Origin of the sequence: Niveispirillum sp., assembly GCF_052437035.1 — a bacterium.
Classification (GTDB): Bacteria; Pseudomonadota; Alphaproteobacteria; order Azospirillales; family Azospirillaceae; genus Niveispirillum.
This window is the reverse complement of sequence record NZ_JBQVOH010000003.1, coordinates 312,769-335,942: the sequence shown is the minus strand read 5'-3', so window position 1 is coordinate 335,942 and position 23,174 is coordinate 312,769. Positions and strand designations below refer to the sequence as shown.

18 protein-coding genes are annotated in these 23,174 nt (G+C 63.4%); 12 read left to right on the top strand and 6 right to left on the bottom strand.

Translation table 11 applies throughout. The features are described 5' to 3' along the window. Nucleotides 1-173: 173 nt before the first annotated feature. The 11 genes from ACT6Q8_RS10690 to ACT6Q8_RS10640 all read left to right on the top strand — a co-directional run bounded on the left by ACT6Q8_RS10690 (nt 174) and on the right by ACT6Q8_RS10640 (nt 15,608). On the top strand, nt 174-2,456 hold the full coding sequence (locus tag ACT6Q8_RS10690; protein WP_444732242.1) for a TonB-dependent receptor: 2,283 nt from the start codon (nt 174-176) through the stop codon (nt 2,454-2,456). 100 nt (nt 2,457-2,556) lie between these two features. Beyond that, nucleotides 2,557-4,119 carry a carboxylesterase/lipase family protein gene (locus ACT6Q8_RS10685; RefSeq protein ID WP_444732243.1) on the top strand — a complete coding sequence of 521 codons (1,563 nt, stop codon included), beginning with the start codon at nt 2,557-2,559 and terminating at the stop codon, nt 4,117-4,119. Between the two features lie 25 nt (nt 4,120-4,144). Beyond that, nucleotides 4,145-4,753, top strand: a complete 609-nt coding sequence (locus ACT6Q8_RS10680) for a gluconate 2-dehydrogenase subunit 3 family protein (protein ID WP_054166447.1) — start codon at nt 4,145-4,147, stop codon at nt 4,751-4,753. Next, the gene (locus tag ACT6Q8_RS10675; protein ID WP_444732244.1) at nt 4,750-6,435 is read left to right on the top strand and encodes a GMC oxidoreductase; all 1,686 of its coding nucleotides are present in this window, start codon (nt 4,750-4,752) and stop codon (nt 6,433-6,435) included. The genes ACT6Q8_RS10680 and ACT6Q8_RS10675 overlap by 4 nt, the downstream gene beginning before the upstream one ends. Nucleotides 6,436-6,439: 4 nt before the next feature. After that, nucleotides 6,440-6,883: a nuclear transport factor 2 family protein gene (locus tag ACT6Q8_RS10670; protein ID WP_444732245.1), complete on the top strand. Its 444-nt coding sequence runs from the start codon at nt 6,440-6,442 to the stop codon at nt 6,881-6,883. A gap of 90 nt (nt 6,884-6,973) precedes the next feature. Then, nucleotides 6,974-7,798, top strand: a complete 825-nt coding sequence (locus ACT6Q8_RS10665) for a 3-keto-disaccharide hydrolase (protein ID WP_444732246.1) — start codon at nt 6,974-6,976, stop codon at nt 7,796-7,798. A 274-nt stretch (nt 7,799-8,072) separates the two neighbouring features. Then, the gene (locus ACT6Q8_RS10660) at nt 8,073-10,334 is read left to right on the top strand and encodes a TonB-dependent receptor (RefSeq protein ID WP_444732247.1); all 2,262 of its coding nucleotides are present in this window, start codon (nt 8,073-8,075) and stop codon (nt 10,332-10,334) included. 3 nt (nt 10,335-10,337) lie between these two features. Beyond that, nucleotides 10,338-11,657 carry a spinster family MFS transporter gene (locus ACT6Q8_RS10655; protein WP_444732248.1) on the top strand — a complete coding sequence of 440 codons (1,320 nt, stop codon included), beginning with the start codon at nt 10,338-10,340 and terminating at the stop codon, nt 11,655-11,657. Continuing rightward, a complete protein-coding gene (locus ACT6Q8_RS10650) occupies nt 11,657-13,291 on the top strand; it encodes a carboxylesterase/lipase family protein (RefSeq protein ID WP_444732249.1) in 1,635 nt (544 codons plus the stop codon). The genes ACT6Q8_RS10655 and ACT6Q8_RS10650 overlap by 1 nt, the downstream gene beginning before the upstream one ends. Beyond that, nucleotides 13,291-14,862, top strand: coding sequence for an AMP-binding protein (locus ACT6Q8_RS10645; protein WP_054166440.1), 1,572 nt, complete (start codon nt 13,291-13,293; stop codon nt 14,860-14,862). The genes ACT6Q8_RS10650 and ACT6Q8_RS10645 overlap by 1 nt, the downstream gene beginning before the upstream one ends. A gap of 62 nt (nt 14,863-14,924) precedes the next feature. After that, the gene (locus ACT6Q8_RS10640; protein ID WP_444732250.1) at nt 14,925-15,608 is read left to right on the top strand and encodes a TetR/AcrR family transcriptional regulator; all 684 of its coding nucleotides are present in this window, start codon (nt 14,925-14,927) and stop codon (nt 15,606-15,608) included. Between the two features lie 21 nt (nt 15,609-15,629). On the opposite strand, the gene ACT6Q8_RS10635 is transcribed toward ACT6Q8_RS10640, so the two are convergent. From ACT6Q8_RS10635 to ACT6Q8_RS10610, 6 genes are all read right to left on the bottom strand, one after another. Continuing rightward, nucleotides 15,630-16,523: an SDR family NAD(P)-dependent oxidoreductase gene (locus tag ACT6Q8_RS10635; RefSeq protein ID WP_054166438.1), complete on the bottom strand. Its 894-nt coding sequence runs from the start codon at nt 16,521-16,523 to the stop codon at nt 15,630-15,632. Nucleotides 16,524-16,749: 226 nt separating this feature from the next. After that, entirely contained in the window at nt 16,750-17,688 is a 939-nt protein-coding gene (locus tag ACT6Q8_RS10630; RefSeq protein WP_054166437.1) for a hydroxymethylglutaryl-CoA lyase, read from the bottom strand. A 3-nt stretch (nt 17,689-17,691) separates the two neighbouring features. Beyond that, a complete protein-coding gene (locus ACT6Q8_RS10625; RefSeq protein WP_054166436.1) occupies nt 17,692-18,903 on the bottom strand; it encodes a CaiB/BaiF CoA transferase family protein in 1,212 nt (403 codons plus the stop codon). Nucleotides 18,904-18,925: 22 nt separating this feature from the next. Next, nucleotides 18,926-19,534 (bottom strand): 3-isopropylmalate dehydratase small subunit, encoded by a 609-nt coding sequence (leuD, locus tag ACT6Q8_RS10620; RefSeq protein ID WP_054166435.1) that lies wholly within the window; start codon nt 19,532-19,534, stop codon nt 18,926-18,928. 4 nt (nt 19,535-19,538) lie between these two features. Beyond that, complete coding sequence (locus ACT6Q8_RS10615; protein ID WP_444732251.1) at nt 19,539-20,951, bottom strand: 3-isopropylmalate dehydratase large subunit; 1,413 nt, start codon at nt 20,949-20,951, stop codon at nt 19,539-19,541. Nucleotides 20,952-20,955: 4 nt separating this feature from the next. Beyond that, entirely contained in the window at nt 20,956-22,209 is a 1,254-nt protein-coding gene (locus ACT6Q8_RS10610) for an MFS transporter (protein ID WP_444732252.1), read from the bottom strand. Nucleotides 22,210-22,483: 274 nt separating this feature from the next. On the opposite strand from ACT6Q8_RS10610, the gene ACT6Q8_RS10605 reads away from it, so the two are divergent. Next, on the top strand, nt 22,484-23,173 hold the full coding sequence (locus tag ACT6Q8_RS10605; RefSeq protein ID WP_444732253.1) for an isochorismatase family protein: 690 nt from the start codon (nt 22,484-22,486) through the stop codon (nt 23,171-23,173). Nucleotide 23,174 lies beyond the last annotated feature (1 nt).

Here is a 23,174-nt window from a genome sequence, read left to right as displayed (position 1 = left end):
TGCCACGCAGCAGGTTTCCTGTGCGCATACATTCGTCGCTGAATCCGTCACGGAATGGCTTGACGTCCGAACGATCCTTCGATTACATAGTTTTCAGAATTAGGGTTCTAGTTTTAGAAAAGAACCCAGAGCCTGGCCGGTAAACAGTGCCGGCCTCATCGGGAGGAACCAGAATGCGCATCCGTTCGATGCTCCTGCTTGCAGCAGGGGCAACCACCCTTCATGCCGCTTCCGCCATGGCACAGACCGAAAGCAACAACGCTTTGGTGCTGGAAGAAATCGTGGTGACCGCGACCAAGCGCGCAACCAACCTGCAGGACACGCCCATCGCCATCCGCGCCTTTACGGGCGATGATCTGGTCAAGTCCGGCGTGTCAGACGTCAATGGTCTGGCGCGCCTGGCGCCCGATCTGAATGTCACCAATGACACGATCTTCACGAAGATTTCGGTGCGCGGCGTGTCCAGCCAGGACATTTCCGAAGCGTCCGACCCGGCCCTGACCATCGGCATCGATGGCGAATATATCAACCGTCCGGTCGCGCTGAATGCCAGCTTCTTCGACCTGGAACGGATCGAGGTTCTGCGCGGTCCGCAGGGTACGCTCTATGGCCGCAACGCGACCGCAGGCGCCATCAACATCATCGCCGCCAAGCCGCAGTTGGGCAAGACCGCCGGCTTCCTGACCGTCGGCTATGGCAATTACGACGCCAAGCGGGCCGAGGGTGCCGTCAATGTCCCGCTGGGGGATACGGTTGCCGTCCGTGTCGCCGGCATGCACACCGATCACAAGGGCTATCGCAAGCATGGCGCCGTCGGTCGTGGTGAGGATCAGAATGTCGATGCGGCCCGCCTCGCCATCGCCTGGGAGCCCACGGAGAATATCCGCACCTATCTGGCCGGCGAATATGTGAATGTCGATCAGCTGCCGCCGTCGCAGTTCGGCATCCTGGTGGCCCAGAATGGCGTTCTGACCAATGCCGCCTATTCCGCCGGGGTCATCGACGCCATCCCGTCGACCACCGCGTTTGAAAATAATGGTATTCCCGCCAACCTGACCTTCAGCGGCATCAACACCAAGAATTACCCCCTGGGCGACCTGGGCAATTTCAATAGCGAGCAGTTTGCCCTGCGCGGTCGGATCGAATTTGATTTCGACCTGGGCACGCTGGCTTATCTGGGCGGCTACCGCGACAATGAGACCAACAGCGCCCTGCCGCTGAACGGCTATCTGCCCGCGACCTTCACCTTCCGCAACAACAAGCTGAATTCGCAGACGCAGAGCCACGAGCTGCGCCTGTCGAACACGCTGGATAACGGCCTGTTCTATCAGCTGGGCGGCTTCTACTTCCGTGAGAAGGTTGACCTGTCCCGCGGCCTGTATCTGGAACTGCCCCGCGCCTTCCTGAACTATTTCTACCGCCCGGACATCCTGTCCAAGTCCAAGGCCGCCTTCGGGCAGGTCACGGTGCCGGTGGCTGGTCCGGAACTGACGGTGACCGGCGGCCTGCGCTATACCGACGACGCCAAGAGCGCCACCTTCTACAATTACGGCCCGCGCTTTGGCCGTGGCGAAGGCACGACCCCGCCGGCATTCGGCTCCGCCGGTGCCACCATCCTGCGCCCGCGTTCTTCTTCCGATCAGGTGACGGGCAATATCGGCATCGACTGGAAGCCGGCAGATGACAGCTTGGTCTATGGCAAGCTCAGCACCGGTTATAAGAGTGGCGGTTTCGACAGCGTCGGGGCCTATGAGCCGGAAGAACTGGTTGCCTATGAAGTCGGTACCAAGAACCGCTTCAATGGTGGCCGCCTGCAGTTCAACGCCTCTGCCTTCTACTATGATTATAAGGATCAGCAGATCCAGGTGTTTGTGGACAACAATGTCGGTGCCCGCACCCTGAATGCCGGTAAGTCGCGCGTCTGGGGTATCGAGACCGATACCAGCATCCTCTTGACGGAAAATGACGAACTTTCCTTCACCGTCAATTACCTGGATGCCAAGGTGCAGAGCTTCGCCACTTCGTTGATCGGGGTGAACGGTACCCCCATCAACGATGCCGATCCGGTCACCCCCGGCATCCAGCAGTTCAACCTGAAGGGCAACCGTCCGCCGCAGGCCCCGAAATGGACCCTGTCCGCCGGTTACAGCCATACGTTCGAGCTGGGTGATGGCGCGAATGTCGTGGCCTCGGCCTTCAGCCGGTACAAGTCGGCCCATTACCTGTCAGTCGTGAACTGGGCTGCCCTGCGCCAGAAGGGCTATATGATGACCGACCTGTCGGTCGAATATAACTCGGGCGACGGCAACTATACGGTCCAGGCCTATGTCCGCAATCTGGAGGACAAGCAGCCGCTGGCCTTCGCGAACTTCAACGCCGCTGCCGGTTCGCTGATCTACAATTCCATCTATGGCCCGCCGCGTACGTTTGGCGTGCAGGGCACCTACCGGTTCTGATCGCCGGCGCACTTTAATGGCTTGAGGACATGGATGCCGGGGACCTTCCCCGGCATCCATGTCCGGCTTTAAGGCGGCTTTCAGTATCTGGAGGTGTAAGGTGCGGTGGAGTTTTTCCATTCTGCGGGTTGGTGCATCGTTGCTGGCCCTGTATGCCATGCCGTCAATGGCGGGCGCTGCACGCCCGGACGCCGTGACGGAGGCGGGGAGTGTGGCAGGGTCCACCCAGAACGGTGTCGACCGTTTCCTGGGCATTCCCTATGCCGGTGATACTGGCGGTACCAACCGCTGGCGCCCGCCGCAGCCTGTTGCGGCATGGTCCGGCGTGCGCGACGCCACGCAGTTCAGTGCCGATTGCCAGCAAGAGCCCCCCTATATACCGCCCGGCGGTTCCCCCTGGTCGGCGGAGTATTTCCCAACCCGTCCCATGAGTGAGGGTTGCCTGTCGGTCAATGTCTGGCGCCCGGCGGGAGCCGGCAATGCCAACCATCCGGTCATGGTATGGATCCATGGCGGCGGTTTTGCAGGTGGTTCGGGTTCTGTCCCCCTGTATGATGGGGAGAAGCTGGCCGCACGCGGCATCATCGTCGTCACGATCAATTATCGCGTCGGGATCTATGGCTTCCTGGCCCATCCGGCGCTGACTGCCGAGGCGGGGTCTTCGGGCAATTACGGCCTGATGGATCAGGTGGCAGCCCTGCGCTGGGTCCAGAACAATATTGCGAATTTCGGGGGTGACCCCAAACGGGTGACCATCGCCGGACAATCGGCGGGTGCAGCTTCTGTCCATGCCATACTGTCTTCGCCCAAGGCAGACGGGCTGTTCATCCGCGCCATTGCGCAAAGCGGGTCCGGCATGGGCATTCCCAGCCTGCCACTCTCAGATGCCGAGGTGCGGGGGCAGAAGGTCATGGATGCCGCCGGCGTGACCGGTATCGCCGCCTTGCGTGCCCTGTCGCCCGAACAACTGGCCAAGGCGGCAAAGGACCCGTCCGTCGGGCCGCCGGGCCTGCGCTTCTTTCCCATCACGGAACCAGCCATCCTGCCCAACCCGGAGCGGCAGCGGCAGGACATCCCCGTCCTGACCGGTCTGACAACGGATGAAAGCAGCAATGGCCCCGACTGGCATTTGACCACAGCTGCCAAGCTGAACGACCTGATCGACCGCCGCTTCGGCACACAGGCGCCGTCCTTCCGCCCCTTCTATCGGGCGAGTGACGGTCAGGAGGCGGGTGAAGCGGCCAAGGCCCTGTTACGCGAACAGGCCACCGCCTCCATGCTGATCTGGGCGCAGGCGCGGCAGCCCGGTGCCGCCCCGGTCTATGCCTATCTGTTCCAGCACCCGCAGCCCGGCAGCGATCCGGCCCGGTTCGGCACCTTTCATTCCGCCGAACTGCCCTATGTGTTCGCCACGCTGGACAAGTCCACCCGCCCCTTCACAAAGGCGGACCATGACATCGCCGCGACGCTGGGCCAGTACTGGGCCAATTTCGTGAAGAACGGCAACCCGAACGGTGCGGGGCTGCCCGACTGGCCGGTCCTGGCGAATGGCCGCGTAATGGGCCTTGGCGACAGGACCGGGGTGATCGAACCTTTGTCCCCGGCCAAGCGTCAGGCCTACAGTGCCTTCGTGGCCAGCGGCGGGAAACTGGGCCTGTTCTGACCTTCGGCGGAGAAGGAGAGTTTTGATGCAGGAAGAGATATCGCGCGCCGGCATTGGCCGCCGTGGTCTGCTGCTGTCGGGCATGGCACTGGCCCTGACCCCGGCGGATGTGTGGGCACAGGTGGCAGCGGGCGCCCCCCTGCCCGACCGCCACCGTACCCTTGTTACCCGCGTCTGCGATCTGGTCATTCCCGATACGGACACGCCGGGTGCGGTGAAGGCCGGCGTTCCCGCCTTTCTGGCTCTGGCCATCGGGCACGGAATATCGGGATCAAATGCGCCGGTCGCGGCAGCGCTTTTCACCGGCGGCAAGGCCCCGGCGGAAGCCGGCATCCTGGACTGGCTGTCCTTTGAACTAGACCTCAAGGCGGGCCGGGCGTTCCTGTCGGCCAGCCCTGACATGCAGATCCGGGTGCTGACCGACCTGGATTCACAGGCCTATACGCGCGGCAATGAAAAATCGCCCTGGCGCACGCTGAAGGGTCTGATCGTCACTGGCTATTACACGTCGGAAATCGGCGCCAGCCAGGAACTGCGTTTTGAACTGGTGCCGGGCCGCTTCGACCCGGACATCCCCGTCGGCCCCAAGGATCGGGCTTGGTCAAACGACTGGACAGCGGTGGAATTCGGATGAGCAAAGATTTCGACGCCATCGTCGTCGGCTCCGGCATCACCGGCGGCTGGGCGGCAAAGGAACTGACCGAAAAGGGCCTGAAGGTTCTGATGGTCGAACGGGGCCGCCATATCGAACATGGCGCAGACTATGTCACTGAAATGAAATCCCCGTGGGAGATGCCGTTTCGGGGTGTGGGTGATCCGCAGCTTTATGCGACCGACTTTGCCGTTCAATCCAAAAACCGGCATTTCACCGAATATACCCAGAACCATTTCGTCAATGACCGTGAAAACCCCTATTCCGTGGCCGAGGGTACGGAATTCAACTGGTGGCGCAGCTATCAGCTGGGGGGACGCTCACTGACCTGGGGGCGCCAGTCCTATCGGATGAGCGACCATGATTTCGGGGCCAACAAGCAGGACGGGCATGGCGTCGACTGGCCGATCCGTTATGCCGATCTGAAGCCCTGGTACGATCATGTCGAACGGTTCATCGGCGTGTCAGGGCAGAATGAAGGCCTGTCATCCCTGCCCGACGGCATATATCAGCCGCCGATGGCGCTGAACGTGCTGGAAAAGCATGCCAAGGCCGCGATTGAGGCGAAATGGCCCGACCGCCGCCTGACCATCGGGCGCACCGCCAATCTGACGCAGGAAAAAGAAGGCCGCAGCGCCTGCCAGAACCGGATGATCTGTCAGCGCGGCTGTTCCTATGGCGCCTATTTCAGCACACAAAGTTCCACCCTGCCGGCAGCGCAGGCCACGGGCAACCTGACCCTGATCACCGACACGGTCGTGGAAACCGTCGATTATGACGCCAAGACCAAGCGCGCCAGCGGCGTGTCGGTATTGAATGTTAAGACGGGGGAGCGCCGCCGCTATGCCGCCCGCATCATTTTCATGAATGCGGGGGCATTCAACACCAACCATGTCCTGCTGCGCTCCCGCTCTGCCGCGTTTGCCAACGGGTTGGGCAATAGCAGCGGTCGGCTGGGCACCCATATCATGGACCATGCCAGCACGGTGGGGGCCATCGCCCTGTTCGACAGTTTCCAAGACCGCACCACCTTCGGCAATCGGCCGACGGGCATCGTCATCCCCCGGTTCCGCAATCTGGGTGACCATGCGGAAGGGGATTTCGTCCGTGGCTACAGTTTCCAGGGCGGCGCGCTGCGCAGTGCCTGGACACGCGGCAAGCGGGAACCCGGCATTGGCGCTGGCTTCAAGGAGAACCTGCGCAATGTCGGCCCCTGGCGCATGGTGCTGGTCACCTTCGCCGAAAGCCTGCCACGGGAAACGAACCGCCTGCGGCTGGACCCGGCAAAGGTGGACGCGTTCGGCGCGCCATTGCTGCAGGTGGATTTCACCCATGGCGAGAATGAGCACAAGGCCCTGACCGACGCCGGGAAGGAGGCCAGCGCCATGCTGACCGCCGCTGGCGGCAAGGTGATCATGTCGCTGAACCGTCCGGGCGTGGGCGGCAGCGCCATCCATGAAATGGGCGGAGCCATGATGGGCCATGATCCGCGCACGTCGGTCACCAACCGTTGGAACCAGTTGCATGACGTGCCCAACGTGTTTGTGACCGATGGTGCCGCCATGGCGTCGTCCGCCTGTCAGAACCCGTCGCTGACCTATATGGCCATGACGGCCAGGGCCTGTGACACGGCGGTGAAGATGCTGAAGGAAGGGCGGATATGACGCCATGCTGGACCGAAAGCAGTTCCTGTCTTTGGCCGGTATCATGCCCCTGGTGGCCGCAGGCGGGGCGCAGGCCATGGCCCCGCCTGCCCTCGACATGTTCTGCACCCTGTTCTATCGGCAGAAGCAGGTGCGGGCGGCCTTCGAACGGTACGTCGCCGCCGATTACATTCAGCACAGCAACGGCATGGCGCAGGGCCGGGAGGCCGCCATCAAGGTGCTGGAACCGATGTTTGCGCGCCCGGAGTTCCTGATCAATCCCGTCAGCACCATCAATCAGGGTGCCTTGTCCATCGTGATGCTGGATGTGCGTGTCGGCACCGGGATACGGGCGGCGGTGATGGATATCTTCCGCTGGCAGGATGGCCTGATCCGGGAACATTGGGATTTGAAACAGGAACTGACAGCCGATCAGGCCGCCACCTATTTCGATCGCCTTCGCCCGTAATCACGCATGGTGGCAAATCTCGCCCATGCCTTGCCAGGGAAGCCAGCCATGCCGCAGCCGATATGTCGCCGCCATCTGATGGGGATGGGAATGAGTGGTGCGTTTGCCACTGCCCTGGCCCCCATCGCGATGCGTCACGCGCAAGCTGGTCAGGAGGCCGGCTGGACACCCCTGTTCAATGGCAAGGACCTGTCCGGCTGGACCTTCTTTCAAGACGGGGTGGGCGACACGGATACCGGTGGTGTGCTGGATATCCAGGATGGGACCCTGCATGTGCTTGGGCCGACATTCCGGGGGGATGGCAAGGTCGGTTTCGGCCATCTGGCGACCACGCAGGAATATGGCAACTACCATCTGCGCCTGGAATTCAAATGGGGCAAGCGACGGTTCGCCCCGCGCCGTCTGGCTAAGCGCAACAGCGGCATCCTCTACCATATGAAGGCCACACGCGGTGTTCTCTACCCCGATTCCGTTGAATTCCAGGTGGAGGAAACGGATGTCGGCGATGCCATCATGATCAATACCCAGGCCCTGGAAGGCCCGAACCTGGGCGGCACGGCCCTGTGGCCCAACTATCCGCCCAGCTTTCCGCGTGAATATGCACCTCCCATCAAAGCCGGCCCCATTGAGCGGCAATGGTTCCGCAAGACGGGCGATTTCGAGCGGCTGGACGGTTGGAACCAGCTTGATCTGATCGCGTTTGGGGATCAGGCGGCGCATCTGGTGAATGGCCGGATCGTCACGACCCTTTTCGCGATGCGCACACGGCGGGAGGATAATCCCGCCGAATGGCGGTCCCTTACCGATGGCCGTATCGCCCTGGAGATTGAGGCTGCGGAAATCAGCTTCCGCAATATCGCCCTGCGGCCATTGTCGGATAGCGACATCAAGGCGGTTAGGGACGGGTCCTACTAGGCCTCCAACCGGGACTGGGTGCCACGTTCAACATTCTGACAGGGTCCGGCGGGACGATTTTCATCGTTCCGCCGGTTCCATTTCATGCCCCCGCTTTCTTCGTAAATCGCCCGCATGCCATGCTCCAGAGGAGTGGGGCGGGCATGGTCGGGCTTCTTTATCAATAATATTCACACACACGATAGTGAATGTTGACAGGGGCAAGTGCTTGCCCCATTCTCCCCTTCAAGCACGCTGGCGAAACGACCGGCGGCCAATAGGGAGAACGCTTCACATGAGGGCCAAGCTGCTCGCTTCCGCCTGCGCGGTCGCGCTGACCACGATTTCGACCCATGCCCTGGCGCAGGATACGGCACCCGCCCGCAAGGCCGCGACGCAGGAAGATGCGTTGCAGGAAATCATCGTCACCGCCACCCGCCGCGCCCAGAATATCAGCGAAGTGCCGCTGTCCATCACCGCCTTCTCGCAGGAAGACCTGAACATCAAGGGCGTGGTCGGGTATGAGGGGCTGGCGCGGGAGACACCGGGTGTGGTGCTGAACCGGCCCAGCGCCAACTTCAACAATTTCACGGCACGCGGCATCGCCACCAACGGCTATGGCGCCAATCTGCAAAGCACGGTGGCCGTCTATATCGACGAATTGCCCATTTCCACCATCGGCAACACCACCGTGCTGGACCCGACCTTGTTTGATGTAGAGCGGGTGGAGTTCCTGCGCGGACCGCAGGGGACCTTGTTCGGCTCCGGCTCACTGTCCGGCGCCATGCGCATCCTGACCAAAAGCCCCGATCTGCGGAAGTTTGATGCGGCGGGTCAGGTGGATTACGGCCTGACGGGGTCGGACAGCCTGCGGCAGCGCTATAACCTGATGCTGAACACGCCGCTGGTCGAAGATGAGCTGGCGCTGCGCGTCGTCGGCTTCTATCGGCATGAGGAAGGCTATCTGGATAATGTCGGTACCGGCATCCACAATTCCAACACGCTGGAAAGCTGGGGCGGGCGGGCCATTCTGCAATGGAAGCCGTCGGAACGGATGTCGGTGAGGGTGCTGGCGTCGCGCGAAGACAGCAACCCGCGCGACAGTTCGCTGACCAGTCCGTCGCTGGGCCGGGAGAAGCGTATCTCCGACCGGCCCGATCTCTATTCCGGCGTGCTGACCAGCTATAACGCCACCATCGATTATCAGTTCGATGGCGCCAAGCTGACCAGTTCATCGACATATTCCACGTTCGATCAGAAATTCTGGGTCGATCTGGCCGGCACCTTCAATCAGGCCATCGCGTTTGGACTGGATGCCAATGGCTATCAGGACACGTTCGTGGAGGAGGTGCGGCTGGCATCCGATCCCGGCGGGGATTGGGACTGGACAATCGGCGGCTTCTATCTGGATCGCCGGCATGACGTTGATTATTTCTACCGCTCGTCGCCCGCCTTCCTGGCGGCACGCCGCATCACCGGCCTGCCGGATGAATATTACCAGCGCCAGTATGTCCACACGATCTCCCACGAGCTGGCGGGGTTCGGTGAGCTGACCTATCATGTGAATGAGAAATTCTGGCTGACGGGCGGTCTGCGCTACGGAAAGCTGGATGCGCAGGGTTTTACGGAAGGCGGCTATAACTCCGCCTACCTGACCTGGGCCCTGACAGGACAGTCCGGGCAGTTGCCCACGGTGCCCATTCCGGCCGCCACTGGGGTGAAGGCCAAGGGCTCCAAGCCCTCCTACAAGGTCAGCGCCTCATACCGCGTCAATGACCCCATCACCACCTATGCCAGCGTCTCCACCGGCTTCCGGGCGCCCGTGGTCAATGCCTATGCTGGGCGGCCCAGCGTGGTGAACGCCAACGACCTCATCATCCCCTATGGCGCCAGTTCGGACGATTTGACCAACTATGAGCTGGGGCTGAAGGGACGGTGGCTGAACGGCAAGCTGACGGCGCATCTGGCCGCCTATTACATCGACTGGAAGAATATCCAGGTGCAGGCCAACAGAACATCCGACAGCGTGCAGTTCGCCACCAATATCGGGGCGGCGCGCAGCAAGGGTATCGAGTTTGAAATCGCCGCCGTGCCGGCCACGGGCTTGACCATCGGCCTGAACGGATCGGTCAACACCGCCAAGGTGACGAAGCTGTCGGCGGCGGAGGCCGCAATCTCCGGCGCCGTGGAGGGGGCCCGCCTGTCGTCGCCGCGCTTCCAGGGGTCGGTCTTCGCCCAATACTGGTTTAATCTGGCACCGGAGCTGGATGGGTTCACCACGGCCAACTGGCAGCATGTGGGCTCCTTCCCCTCCTCCTTCCCCAATGTGCCGGGCGCGCCGAACCGCGTCAGCCCGACCTATGGCAAGACCGACAGCTACAGCAATGTCAATGCCAGCTTCGGTTTGACCAAGGGGAACTGGACAGCGACCGCGTATGTGGAGAATCTGTTCGACGATCATTCGATCACCTACATCCACCCGGAGGCCTTCCTGGCCAGCCGCTTCGGCACGATGCGGCCGCGCACTGTGGGCGTCCGCATCGGCTATGAGTATTAAGCCATGAATGCCGCGCCTTCCCCCTTGCACAGTCCGGTGGCCCACCCGCCGCCGGACGCCCGCGCCTGGTACGTGCTGGGTGCGCTGTGTTTCGTCTATGTGCTGAACTTCCTGGACCGGCAGTTGCTGTCGATCCTGGCCAAGCCTATCCAGGATGATCTGGGGGTGACCGACGGGCAGCTGGGCCTGATCAGCGGGCTGTATTTCGCCCTGTTCTATTGCACCATCTCCATCCCCGTGGCGTGGCTGGCCGACCGGGCGAACCGGGTGAAGGTGCTGTCCATTGCATGTGCGCTGTGGAGTGCGGCGACGGTCGCCTGCGGCATGGCATCCACATACCCGCAGTTGGTCGCGGCGCGTATGGCGGTGGGGGTGGGAGAGGCCGGCGGCGTTCCCCCCTCCTACGCCATCATCACCGACTATTTCGCGCCGGGCCAGCGGGGCACGGCACTGGGCCTGTTCAATCTGGGTCCGCCGCTGGGTCAGGCCATGGGGGTTGCCTTCGGCGCCTCCATCGCCGCCGCCTATAGCTGGCGCAGCGCCTTTGTCGTGCTGGGCGTGGTTGGCATCGTGGCGGCGGCCATCGTATGGCTGACCATTAGGGAGCCGAAGCGTGGCGGGCTGGATTTGCCAGCACCGGGCACCGCACCAGCCCCGATGGAGAAGGCCAGATTCATGGAAACCGTCTCCATGTTCTTTGGCCGCAAGGATCTGGTGCTGCTGTCGCTGGCCTGTGGCGCCACACAGTTCGTCACCTATGCCGTGATGAATTTCACCGTCCTGTTCCTGATGCGGGAAAAAGGCATGAGCCTGCAGGAGGTGGCGCTTTATTACGCGCTGCTGATCGGGGTGGGCATCAGCCTGGGCATGTATGCGTCGGGGCGCCTGATCGACCGGTACTCCGTGCGCTACCGGCAGGCCTATGCCCTAATCCCGGCGGTGGGTCTGGTGGGGGCGGTGCCGTTCTTTGCCGGTTTCGTCTGGGCACCGGGCTGGGAGCTGGCGCTGCTGTTCCTGATCGGGCCGACCTTCTTCAACTACTTCTACCTGTCGCCCGCCGTGGCCCTGGTGCAGGAGGCGGTGCGCCCCAATCAGCGGGTGATGTCGGGTGCCCTGCTGCTGCTGGTCATGAACATGATCGGGTTGGGCCTGGGGCCGACATATCTGGGCGCGGCCAGCGATTATTTCCGGGCGGCCAACCCGGACAATTCCCTGCAAATCGCCTTTTACAGCCTGATCCCCTTCTATTTCCTGGCCATCGGCATGTTTTTGATGCTGGCGCGGGTGTTAAAGGGGATGGCACACCGGAACGGAGGCCACTGATGCGCCTTTCCCTTCGCTTGGGCGCCTGCGCGGCGACCGCATTTCTGTCCTTTGCCGCCATGGCGCAGGACAATCCCACCGTCACCGCCCCGGCAGGTGCGGTTGTGGGCCGCGCCAAGGATGGGCTGACCATCTTCAAAGGCATTCCCTACGCCCAACCACCCGTGGGCGACCGCCGCTGGAAGGCACCGGAACCGCTGCCCACCTGGACCGGCGTGCGCGATGCGGGTGATCCAGGCCGCGCCTGTGTGCAGCCGCGCCCGCGTCTGGCCAGCATCTACGCCAACCCGCCCAAGGAGATGGGAGAGGATTGCCTGTCCTTGAATATCTGGGCACCGGAAGGGGCGAAGAATGCGCCGGTCCTGGTCTGGATCCATGGCGGATCGCTGACGGGCGGGTATGGGCATGAGGAAATGTATGATGGATCGGGCTTAGCCAAGCAGGGGTTGATCGTCGTCTCCATCAATTACCGGCTGGGCATCCTGGGCTATCTGGCGCATCCGGGGTTGAGCGCGGAGAACCCGGACGGCATCTCCGGCAATTACGGCCTGCTGGATCAGATCGCGTCCCTGCGCTGGGTGCGCGACAATATCGGCGCCTTCGGTGGTGATGCCGGCAATGTGACCGTGGCAGGAGAGTCCGCTGGCGCCCTGTCGGTCATGTATCTGATGGCTTCACCCCAGGCCAAGGGCCTGTTTGCCAAGGCGATCGCGCAAAGTGCCTACATGATCTCCACGCCCGAACTGAAACAGCCCCGCAATGGGGAGTTCGCGGCGGAAGGAATTGGTGCCTATGTGGCCGGCAAGGTCGGGGCCGCCGATGTCGCCGCATTGCGTGCCATGGACCCGGAAACCCTGACGGCGGAAGCGGTGAAGGCCGGCTATATCCCCTTCGGCACCGTCGATGGCAAGGTGCTGCCGGCACAGCTGGTCGAGGTTTTCGACAAGGGACAGCAGGCGCCCGTCCCCATCCTGACCGGGTTCAACAGCGGCGAAATCCGCTCCCTCCGGTTCCTGCTGCCGCCGAAACCTGCGGATGCCGCCGCTTATGAGGGGATGATCCGCGAACGGTATGGCGATCTGGCTGACCTGTTCCTGCGGCTTTACCCGGCCAGCAATATCGAGGAGAGCATGCTGGCCACCACCCGCGACGCGCTGTATGGCTGGACCTCGGAACGGCTGGCCCACAACCAGACGGCGCTGGGCCAGAGCGCCTATCTCTATATCTTCGACCATGGCTATCCGGCGGCCGACGAACATGGGCTGCACGCGTTCCACGCCGCCGAAATCCCTTATGTGTTCGGCACCGCCGACCGTACCCCGCCGCTCTGGCCCAAGGTGCCGGACAATGCGACCGAACGCCGTCTGTCGGCGGCCATGAACAGCTATTGGGCCAGTTTCGCCCGCACCGGTACGCCGGTGGCGGATGGACAGCCGGCATGGCCCGTCTTCGGCAAGGATGAGGGCTATATGGCCTTTGCCGGCACGCCGAAGCCGGGGGTGCGGATGCGACCGGGCATGTTCGCCCTGCATGAGACCACGGTCTGCCGCCGCCGGGCCGCCGGCACCCTGGCTTGGAATTGGAATACCGGCGTCGCCTCACCCGTGCTGCCGTCCAAGGGGAATGTCTGCTGATGCTGGACGGAACCATGCAGGATTTCCCCCTGACGCTGGATCAGTTCCTGCGCCATGCCGCCAAATGGCACCCCGATGCCATGCTGGTGACGGCACGCGAAGGGGGAAAGCCGACCCGCATTTCCTATGCCGACCTGATGGACCGCAGTCTGGCCGTGACCGGTATCCTTGGCTTCTATGGCATGCGGCGGGGCGGCCGGGTGGCCACGCTAGCCTGGAACAGCCAAGCGCATGTGGAGGTCTGGTACGCCATCATGGGCGCAGGTGCCGTCTGCCACACCCTTAACCCCCGCCTGACGGCGGAACAGCTGGCGGCGATGCTGGATCAGTCGCAGGCGCGCATCCTGGTGGTCAGCGCCGACCTTGTGCCCCTGGCCCGGCAGGTGGCGGCACAGGCGCTGGGCATCATCCAGGTGCTGGTGATTGATGGCGCCGCCCCTGATGACTGGCCGTTGGCCACCGCGCTGGACCCATTGATCAACGGGGCGGCGCGCGATGCGGCGTGGGGCGGGTTTGCGGAAACCGCGCCCTCGGGCCTGTGCTTCACATCGGGCACGACGGGCGCGCCCAAGGGCGTGACCTACACCCACCGGTCCAGCTTCCTGCATACCCTCAAACTGCTGCAGGCCGATGTCATGGCCCTGTCGGGGCGCGACAGCGTGCTGGTCGCCGTCCCCATGTTCCATGCCAATGCCTGGGGTCTGCCCTTTGCCGTGCCGGCGGTGGGTGGGCGGCTGGTGCTGCCGGGGCGGCAGACGGACGGGGCCAGCCTGGCCCGGTTGATCGCATCCGAAGGCGTCACGGTGGGTGTCGGTGTACCCACCGTCTGGCTGGGTCTGGTGGAATATCTGGATGCGACGGGGGGCGAGGTGCCCAGTCTGGAACGCATCATCGTCGGCGGTTCCCCCCTGCCCCCGGCCCTGATGGAACGGATCGAACGGCGACTGGGCGTCATCGTGCAGACAAGCTGGGGCATGACCGAACTATCCCCGTCCGGTACCGTGGCCCCTGCCACCGATGGGGTGCGTGACGCGGCCCTGTCTGGCCGGCCATCGGTGGGGGTGGATCTGCTGTTAACCGACGCGGATGGCAAGCCGCTGCCCCAGCAGCGGGGGATGGAGGGGCATCTGCGGGTACGCGGCGTCGCCGTCATCGACCGTTATTTCGGACAGGATACACCAGCCACCGATGCGGAAGGCTGGTTCCCCACCGGCGATCTGGCCCGCATTGACGGGCGCGGCAACCTGATGATCACGGGCCGGGCCAAGGACCTGATCAAATCGGGCGGCGAATGGATCAATCCGGCAGAGATCGAGGCGCTGGTCGGCGCCCTGCCGGAGGTGTCGCTGGTCGCCGTCATCGGGCGGTCCCACCCCAAATGGGGCGAACGACCCATCCTGCTGGTGGAAACACGGGACAGCATCGATGATGAAGGGCTGCTGGCCCCGTTGCATGGCAAGGTCGCCCCCTGGTGGCTGCCCGATGCCGTAATCCGGTTGGATGCCATGCCGCTGGCGGGAACCGGCAAGATCGACAAAATCCGCCTGCGGGTTCAATATGGTGGCGGTTGAATTGGTGGAGGCGCCCCACGCGTCTTCCGCCACAGTACTGGCAATGACGGAAAGACGAACCGGTGTCTGAACAGGTGAAATCCCGCCGGCGCTCCACCAAGGCGGAGCAGCGCGCGGAGATGATGGAACAGATCCTCGACGAGGCCGAGTACCTTTTCTCCAAGCACGGTCTCTATGGCGTCACGCTGAAGGATGTGGCGCAGCGCGTGGGTGTCCACCATACGCTGCTGAATTACTATTTCGAGGATAAGAAGAAGCTGTTCGACGCCGTCTTTGCGCGCCGTGCCGCCGTGACCAGCGAGCGGCGGATGACCGTGCTGGACGAATATGAAAAGGCAACCGCCGGCAAGCCCACGGTCGAGGGGGCGCTTCACGCCTTCCTGGACACCGACCTTGACCTCTATATCGAGGGGGGGGAGGGCTGGAAAAACTACGCCGCCCTGGGCGCGCAGGTTGCCAATACCCCAGAATGGGGGGCCGAACTGATGGACAAGCATTTCGATCCGGTCGTCCTGCGCCTGATCGAATTGCTGAAGAAGGCCCTGCCCGGCTGTACCGAGGAGGATATCTTCTGGGGCTACCATTTCGTGACAGGGGCGCTGCTGCTGACCCTGGCGCGCACGGGGCGTATCGACAAGCTGTCGGGCGGTCTTTGCAAATCCGATGATTTCGCCGCCGTGAAGGCCCGAATGGCCGCCTTCATGGCCGCCGGCTTCAAGGAAGTCTGCAAGGTGCGGGAGGGGTGATGCCCCTCCCGTAGTGATGGCTTACCGCGCCACGGCCATGACCGGCTGGCTCCAGCCGCTGGCGGCCAGTTCGCGTTCGGCCTGCATGAAACCATATCCCGGCACGATCTCCCCGGTGCGGTCCGTGACCTCGTCCAAGCGGGCCACCACCCTGGCACCCGTTTCAGGATCGCTGCCGATATAGCAACCCTGGGTCAGGGTGATGTTGGCTGCCGCAAAATTGCCGCCGCCAGCGCAGAGGATGGTCCGCGTCGGAGCGTCATCGCACACCAGCGGCAGCAGGGCCGGACTGACCAGGGACGGGTGCAGCCGTTCCAGACTGTCACCCGACAGTACGCCATCGGTCATCTGCGTGGCGGCGGTTGGGGCCAGACAATTGACCCGGATGCCGTACCTCTCCCCCTCGATCGCCAATGTCTGCATCAGGCCGACCAGCGCCATCTTGGCCGCCGCGTAATTGGCCTGCCCAAAATTGCCGTAAAGACCGGAGGAGGATGTGGTCATTACGATGCGGCCATGGCGCTGGGTCCGCATGATCTCCCACACCGCCTTGGTGCAGATGACGGCACCCATCAGATGCACATCCAGGACGATACGGAAATCATCCAGCCCCATCTTGGCAAAGCTCTTGTCACGCAGGATGCCGGCATTGTTGACCAGTATGTCGATCCGGCCCCATTGCGCCATCGTACGGGACACCAGCGACGCCACCGCCGCCTCATCCGTCACCGATCCGGCAACGGCCATGGCATCGCCACCCGCCGCGACAATCTCCGCAGCCACGGCATCGGCTGCTTCCTGGCTGAGATCATTGACAACAACCTTGGCGCCCTGCCGGGCCAGGAACAGCGCATGCTGACGGCCCAATCCACCACCAGCACCCGTGACAATCGCGATACGGTCCTTCAACGCCATTTCGTGGCACCTCCCTGTTTTATCCCTGGCCCTATATACCGGATCAAATATTAACTCACAAGCTAGTGAATATCTTGCTGGCTCAAAATTCCCCCGCTGCCCAAAGCCATCGGGCAGCGGGTTGACGGACCCGGGATTAGCAGGGGCTAAGGCTAAGGCTGCACCACCGGTTTGAGGCTACTTCAGCCGTTTTCCCGTTCCGGGCGGCATCCAGGGTGACGGGCGGTCACACGCCCCAGGCGCCCTGGAACCCCTTCGGCAATCCGGCATCCGGGGTGAAGCCGTACATCTCCGTGTCCGGCAGGGCCGACTTCACGATATCCCGCACGGCCAGCAGCCTTTCAAGATCGACCCCGGTCTCATAGCCCATGGCGGCCAGCATGAAGGCCAGATCTTCGGTCACGATATTGCCGGACGCACCGGGGGCGAAGGGGCAGCCGCCAATCCCGCCCAGCGATGCATCCAGGGTGGTGATGCCTTCATCCAGTGCCGCCAGCGCATTGGCCAGACCCAGGCCGCGTGTGTTGTGCAGGTGAACGCCGGAACAGGCGTGGTGCCCCACCACCCCACGTACCGCGCGGATCAGGCGCTTGACCTGGGCCGGGTTGGCATAGCCGGTGGTGTCGGACAGGCCGACCTCATCACAGCCGGCCTTCATCAATGCCTCGGCGATTTCCAGCACCTTGGCCTCTGGCACCACCCCTTCCAGGGTGCAGCCGAAGGCTGTGGAGAGGCCGCCTTCAAATTTGGGCCGGCCGCCCTGCGGCTGCGCCTTGATCAGGGCGGCGATGGCGGCGGTCTCTTCCAGCATCTGGGCATGGGTACGGCGGACATTGCGCAGGCTGTGCGTCTCGCTAACAGATAGCGGGATTGTGATCTTGTGTGCGCCAGCGGCCACGGCGGCCTCCGCCCCCTTCAGATTGGGCACCAGCACCGCGACCGTCAGGCCGGGGATGGTGCGGGCGAAGGATACCAGTTCGGCGGTATCGGCCAGTTGCGGCAGTATCTTGGCCGGAACGAAGGACCCGACCTCAATCTCCCGCACCCCTGCCGCCGCCTCTGCGGCGATCCAGGCCTTCTTGGCCTCGGTCGGCATGATCGGGCTGATGCTTTGCAGCCCGTCGCGGGGACCGACCTCGGAAATCTCGATGAAGGTACCGGTCATGACTTACCCCTCCGCCTGAACGACGAGACCGCGCGACAGTAGGTCCTGGATGCGGGCCGGGTCGTACCCCAGTTCGGTCAGCACCTCGCCCGTATGCTGACCGGGCTTGGCCAGATCATGCTGGATCGCGGGGCGCTGACCGTCGATCTCGACCGGCAAGGCCGGCAGGCGGATCGGGCGTTGGTCGTCGGGCAGATGCAGGTCCAGCAGCCCGCCAGAGGCCGCCAGATGTGCATCATCAAACAGATCCTCCGGTCGGTTGATCGGCGCGAAGGGCAAACCGATCTCCTCCAGCTTGGCCAACAACTCGGCCTTGGTGAAACTCTTGAACAGGTCCTGCACGCGCGGAATGATCCGGTCGCGGGCCTGCACCCTGCCATTATTCTTGGCCAGCGTCTCGTCGGCGGCGAAATCATCCAGACCGAACGCCTTGCAGAAGCCGACCCATTGCCCGTCGGTGACGACACCGGCAAAGACGGTCTGCTCATCCTTCGTCTGGAACTGGTCATAGATGGCCCAGGCGGAGATACGCACGGGCATGGGGCGCGCGGCGGTGCCGGTCACGACATACTGGGCCATGTGCTGTCCCACCAGGAACACGCAATTCTCATACAGGGCCGATTTCACGGTCTGGCCCCGGCCCAGCGTACCGCGCTGGATCAGCGCTGCCAGCACGCCGATCACCCCGAACAGCCCGCCGATCACGTCGATCACCGACGCCCCGGCGCGCAGGGGGCGGCCCGGCGGACCGGTCATATAGGCAAGGCCGCCCATCATCTGCGCCACCTCATCCAGCGCGGCGCGATGTTCATAGGGACCGGACAGGAAACCCTTGGCGGAGCAATAGATCAGGCCCGGATTACGCGCCTTCAGCGCCTCTTCCCCAAAACCCAGCGCATCCATGGCACCGGGGCGGAAATTCTCGATCAGGACATCGGCCTTATCGATCAGGTCAAAGGCGATCTGCTTGCCTTCCGGCGATTTCAGGTCCACCGACAGGCTGCGCTTGTTGCGGCCATACATGGGGAAATAGCCCGCACCCGAGCCCAGAAGGCGACGGGTATTGTCGCCCCCGATCGGTTCCACCTTCACCACATCGGCGCCCAGGTCACCCAGCACCATGCCCACCGTGGGACCCATGACCATGTGGGTGAATTCCACCACCTTCAATCCAGCCAGGGGTAACGGGGTGGCGGTCTTGTCGTCCTGCGACATGAGAAACCTCGAACGCTGAAAGTCAGAAGAAAAGCCAGGGATTGCGGGCGCGGTAGCTGCCTTCGAAATCCCTGATGGCGGGCAGCCGTTTCAGGGTGACGCCGATGGCATCCAGCCCTTCCAGCAGCATTTCCTTGTCGGCGGGCGCGATGGTGAAGGGCAGTTCGGTGCCGTCGGGCACACGCACACTTTGCGCGGCCAGATCGACGGTCAGGAGCTGCGGCGTTGCCGCCTGCGCCAACGCCGCCACCGACGGTTCCGGCAGCACCAGCGGCAGAATGCCGTTGCGCACGCAATTGCCCTGAAAGATCGCCCCGAAGCTGGGCGCAATCACACAGCGGATGCCGTAATCCTGCAGCGCCCAGACGGCATGTTCGCGTGACGAGCCACAGCCAAAGTTGGGACCGGCCAGCAGGATCGGCGCCTTGCGGAAGCAGGGCCAGTTGAGGATGAAATCCGGGTTCTCGACCCTGTTTGCCACATCGCTATAGCGCCAGTCGGCGAACATGCCCTCGCCCAACCCCTCCTTCGATACTTTCTTCATCTCGCGTGAGGGGATGATGGCGTCGGTATCGACATTGGCGCGGAACAGCGGGGCGGCGATGCCGGTCAGGCGGGTGAACTTTTGCATGATATCACCCCTCCCCCAGAAATGACCGTGGATCGGCGATATGGCCGGCGATGGCAGAGGCCGCCACGGTCACGGGACTGGCCAGATGCGAGCGGGTGCCCGGCCCCTGGCGGTTTTCGAAATTGCGGTTGGTGGAGGTGACAACACGCTGCCCCTTGCCGAAATGTTCGCCGCCCGCGAAGAAGCACATGGAACAGCCGCTTTCACGCCATTCAAAGCCGGCAGCCTGAAACACCAGATGCAGCCCCTCAGCCTCTGCCGCCGCCTTCACCTGCATGGAGCCGGGAACGCAGATGGCGCGAACGCCCGCCGCGACCTTCCGCCCCTTCAGCACGGCAGCCGCCGCGCGCAGGTCCGACAGGCGGCTGTTGGTGCAGCTGCCGATAAAGGCCCCGTCAATGGGCAGACCGACCAGGGCGTCACCCGCCTTCAGGCCCATATAATCCAGCGCCCGGCGCCGCGCCTGCGCCGCTGTAGCATCGGCAGCGATATCGGGATCAGGCACATAGCCGGTCAGCGGCACCGCATGCTGCGGACTGGTGCCCCAGGTGATGGTGGGTGCGATGGCGGCGCAGTCGATGCGGATTTCCTTGTCGAAGACCGCATCCGCATCACTGACCAGCCCCTGCCAGTCGGCAATGGCGGCATCCCAAAGATCGCCCTTGGGTGCAAAGGGGCGGCCCTTCACCCAGTCGATGGTCTTGGCGTCAGGCGCAACCAGCCCCGTCCAGGCCGCGAATTCAACGGCCATGTTGCACAGGGTCATGCGCGCCTCAACCGACAGGGCAGACACCGCAGATCCGGCAAATTCGATGGCGTAGCCCGACCCGCCGCCGGCCCCATGGGCCGCGATCAGGTGCAAGATCATGTCCTTTGCGCCCACGCCGGGGGGCAGCGCCCCGTCGAACCGCACGCGCATGGTCTTGGGCCGTTTGACCACCAGCGTCTGGGTGGCAAGCGCGTGGGCGGCTTCCGTTGATCCGATGCCCCAGGCCAGGGCGCCCAGACCGCCCTGCGTGCAGGTGTGGCTGTCGGGACAGACCAACGTGGCCCCCGGCAAGGCGATACCCTGTTCGGGGGAGACAACATGCACGATGCCCTGACGGACGTCACCGATATCGAAGACGCGGATGCCGGCTTCCGCCGCCGCCGCCCGCGTTTCATGGATGAAGGCGGTACCGCCGGGCATGATGGTCGTGTCACTGCGCCCCGGCAGCGTATCGACAATATGATCCATGCAGACAAAGGCGCGGTCGGGATGGCGTACGGCGCGCCCCTGTTCCTTCAACCCCTTCAGCGCCATGGACCCGGTGCGCTCATGCAGCAGCACACGGTCGATATAAAGCAGGTCGGTACCGTCGCCCAGATCGGCCACGCAGTGACGCGCCCACAGCTTCTCCACAAGGGAAAGGCCCATTTCCTCACCCCCCCGTCGCGGGCCTGGCATCATCGCCGGGCAGGCTTTCCGATGTGGGGTAACGTCCCATGGTCAGCAGCAGGGCCGCACCGGTCAGCAGGGCGATGGCGCCATACAGCAGGGCCGTGTCGTAATGGCCGCTTTGGACGAACATCCGCCCGAAAATGAAGGGACCGAAACCCGCACCGAAGGCAAAGAAGCCGTACATCATGCCGTAAATGGCGCCATAGGACCGCATGCCGTAATAGCGGCTGACCATGAAGGCCAGGATGTCATATTCGACACCCGCCGCGAACCCGATTAGCAATACCGCCACAATGGCGGGCGTGGCCGTAACGCCGTCACCCGTCAGCAGCAGACAGGCCGCCGCCGGCAAGGCCAGCAGCACAAAGGCCACGCCCGGTGCCCAGAACCGGTCGATCAGCCAGCCGCCGATCAGGCGTCCCGCAATGACGGACGGGCCGATCAGGCTGGCAATCTGCACTGCCTGCTGCGCATCCAGCCCCTTGGAGCCCAGGATCTTTTCCAGATTGGGGATCGGGCCGCCAACGGCGAAGGCGATGGGCACAAAGGCAATGGCCAGCACCCAGAACCGGTAGGTGCGCAGTGCCTGACGCAGGGTGAAGCCGCGATGCGCCACCTTGGCCGGCGCCCCCGTTGCCCCCTTGTCCGTCACGTCATGGAACAGAAGGAACGCAACCGGCAGCGCAAGCAACAACGGCAGCAAAGCCAGGCCGACATAGGCCATGCGCCATCCGACCACGCCGATCAGGTAATTGGCATAAAGCTTGGCGAACGCCCCGAACAGGCCCGTGCCCAGCAGCGACAGTCCCAGGGCCAGACCACGATTGGCGTTGAACCAGTTATTGACAGCCCGCGTCCAGGTGATAGGCAGGGTGCCCGCCCCCAGCGCCGCCATCATCATCCAGTTGATGTAGAAAAGCGTCAGCGACCCGTTCGAAAGCGCGAAGCCGGCCAGCGTCACGCCGAACAGCGCCACGGAGATCAGCACGACACGCCGCACACCGAACTTGTCAGCCGCCATGCCGGCAACCGGTCCCATGACCATGGCCCCGAGGGTCATGATCATCAGCGCCAGCATGATCTGATCGACGCCCCAGCCGAATTCCGCCGACAGCGGCGCCACGAAGACACCCATCGTGTAGAAGGGAATGGGCGACAGCCCGGTACCGATGCCAAGGGCGGAGGCGGCGACCACCTTCCAGCCTTGCCTGAATTCAGACCGATCGACAGACATGCACGCCCCCGGCTTTAAATGGTATAATGATATGTCTTTATCATGACACCATCAGCCTTCACCAATGGGAATGCTGGCCGGCGGAAAGTTTTCATCGTCCCATCCACCCAGCGGACAGTGGCGGCGCTGCCAATTGCAGCAGCGGCCCCTTCATCCGTCCACAGGACGGGCCATCCCTGTCCACCTGACAGATGAATGCGGCGCCGGCCATTTCAAAACCCGCCGGTCTGTTGGAAACAGGGTCAGTTCACTTACCAGACGGAAAGACGATACGATGCGGTTCGAGCCGACGATGGTGCGGGAAGAGAAGACGGCCCGCCAATTGTTTGAACAGGTGAAGGCCAATCCGACCCGCGCGAAGTTCGGCTTCGGCAGCAGGGTCGCCATCGTGAATGTCGATTTCCAGCAGGCCTATACGCGGCCCGACCTGTTCCCCAAGACGGCCTATGTCACCGACCCGGATCAGATCGCGCATGTGAACCGGATCAGTGCCGCCGCCCGCCGGCTGGGCATGCCTGTCATCTGGACCCGCGTGATGTACAAGCCCGACGCGGGCGATGCCGGCGTCTGGGGCACGCGCACAAACACGCCTGACAGCCTGCAGAACATCAAGGCCGACAGTGACCGCCACGCCTTCGACCCGCGTGTGGAGATCGATCCTTCCGTGGACTTCGTCTTTGACAAGCGCATGCCATCCGCCTTTTTCGAAACGCCGCTGCCCAGCTATCTGGTCTGGCACAAAGTCGATACGGTGATCGTGACAGGCGGAAGCACATCGGGCTGCGTCCGCGCCACGGCGGTGGACAGCCTGTCCCGCGGCTATCGCACCATCGTTGCGGAGGAATGCGTGGCCGATAAACACGAAAGCTACCACTACGCCAACCTGACCGACCTTCTGCTGAAATATGCCGACGTCGTGAATGTGGCGGAAGTGGACGCCCATCTGGCGGCCCTGGCCGGTTGAG

What these genes read in the sequence shown, in the direction of transcription:
- ACT6Q8_RS10690 (WP_444732242.1), top strand. Translation starts at nt 174, where the DNA reads ATGCGCATCCGTTCGATGCTCCTGCTTGCAGCAGGGGCAACCACCCTT.
- ACT6Q8_RS10680 (WP_054166447.1), top strand. Translation starts at nt 4,145, where the DNA reads ATGCAGGAAGAGATATCGCGCGCCGGCATTGGCCGCCGTGGTCTGCTG.
- ACT6Q8_RS10675 (WP_444732244.1), top strand. Translation starts at nt 4,750, where the DNA reads ATGAGCAAAGATTTCGACGCCATCGTCGTCGGCTCCGGCATCACCGGC.
- ACT6Q8_RS10670 (WP_444732245.1), top strand. Translation starts at nt 6,440, where the DNA reads ATGCTGGACCGAAAGCAGTTCCTGTCTTTGGCCGGTATCATGCCCCTG.
- ACT6Q8_RS10665 (WP_444732246.1), top strand. Translation starts at nt 6,974, where the DNA reads ATGAGTGGTGCGTTTGCCACTGCCCTGGCCCCCATCGCGATGCGTCAC.
- ACT6Q8_RS10660 (WP_444732247.1), top strand. Translation starts at nt 8,073, where the DNA reads ATGAGGGCCAAGCTGCTCGCTTCCGCCTGCGCGGTCGCGCTGACCACG.
- ACT6Q8_RS10655 (WP_444732248.1), top strand. Translation starts at nt 10,338, where the DNA reads ATGAATGCCGCGCCTTCCCCCTTGCACAGTCCGGTGGCCCACCCGCCG.
- ACT6Q8_RS10650 (WP_444732249.1), top strand. Translation starts at nt 11,657, where the DNA reads ATGCGCCTTTCCCTTCGCTTGGGCGCCTGCGCGGCGACCGCATTTCTG.
- ACT6Q8_RS10645 (WP_054166440.1), top strand. Translation starts at nt 13,291, where the DNA reads ATGCTGGACGGAACCATGCAGGATTTCCCCCTGACGCTGGATCAGTTC.
- ACT6Q8_RS10635 (WP_054166438.1), bottom strand. Translation starts at nt 16,523, where the DNA reads ATGGCGTTGAAGGACCGTATCGCGATTGTCACGGGTGCTGGTGGTGGA.
- ACT6Q8_RS10630 (WP_054166437.1), bottom strand. Translation starts at nt 17,688, where the DNA reads ATGACCGGTACCTTCATCGAGATTTCCGAGGTCGGTCCCCGCGACGGG.
- ACT6Q8_RS10625 (WP_054166436.1), bottom strand. Translation starts at nt 18,903, where the DNA reads ATGTCGCAGGACGACAAGACCGCCACCCCGTTACCCCTGGCTGGATTG.
- leuD (WP_054166435.1), bottom strand. Translation starts at nt 19,534, where the DNA reads ATGCAAAAGTTCACCCGCCTGACCGGCATCGCCGCCCCGCTGTTCCGC.
- ACT6Q8_RS10615 (WP_444732251.1), bottom strand. Translation starts at nt 20,951, where the DNA reads ATGGGCCTTTCCCTTGTGGAGAAGCTGTGGGCGCGTCACTGCGTGGCC.
- ACT6Q8_RS10610 (WP_444732252.1), bottom strand. Translation starts at nt 22,209, where the DNA reads ATGTCTGTCGATCGGTCTGAATTCAGGCAAGGCTGGAAGGTGGTCGCC.
- ACT6Q8_RS10605 (WP_444732253.1), top strand. Translation starts at nt 22,484, where the DNA reads ATGCGGTTCGAGCCGACGATGGTGCGGGAAGAGAAGACGGCCCGCCAA.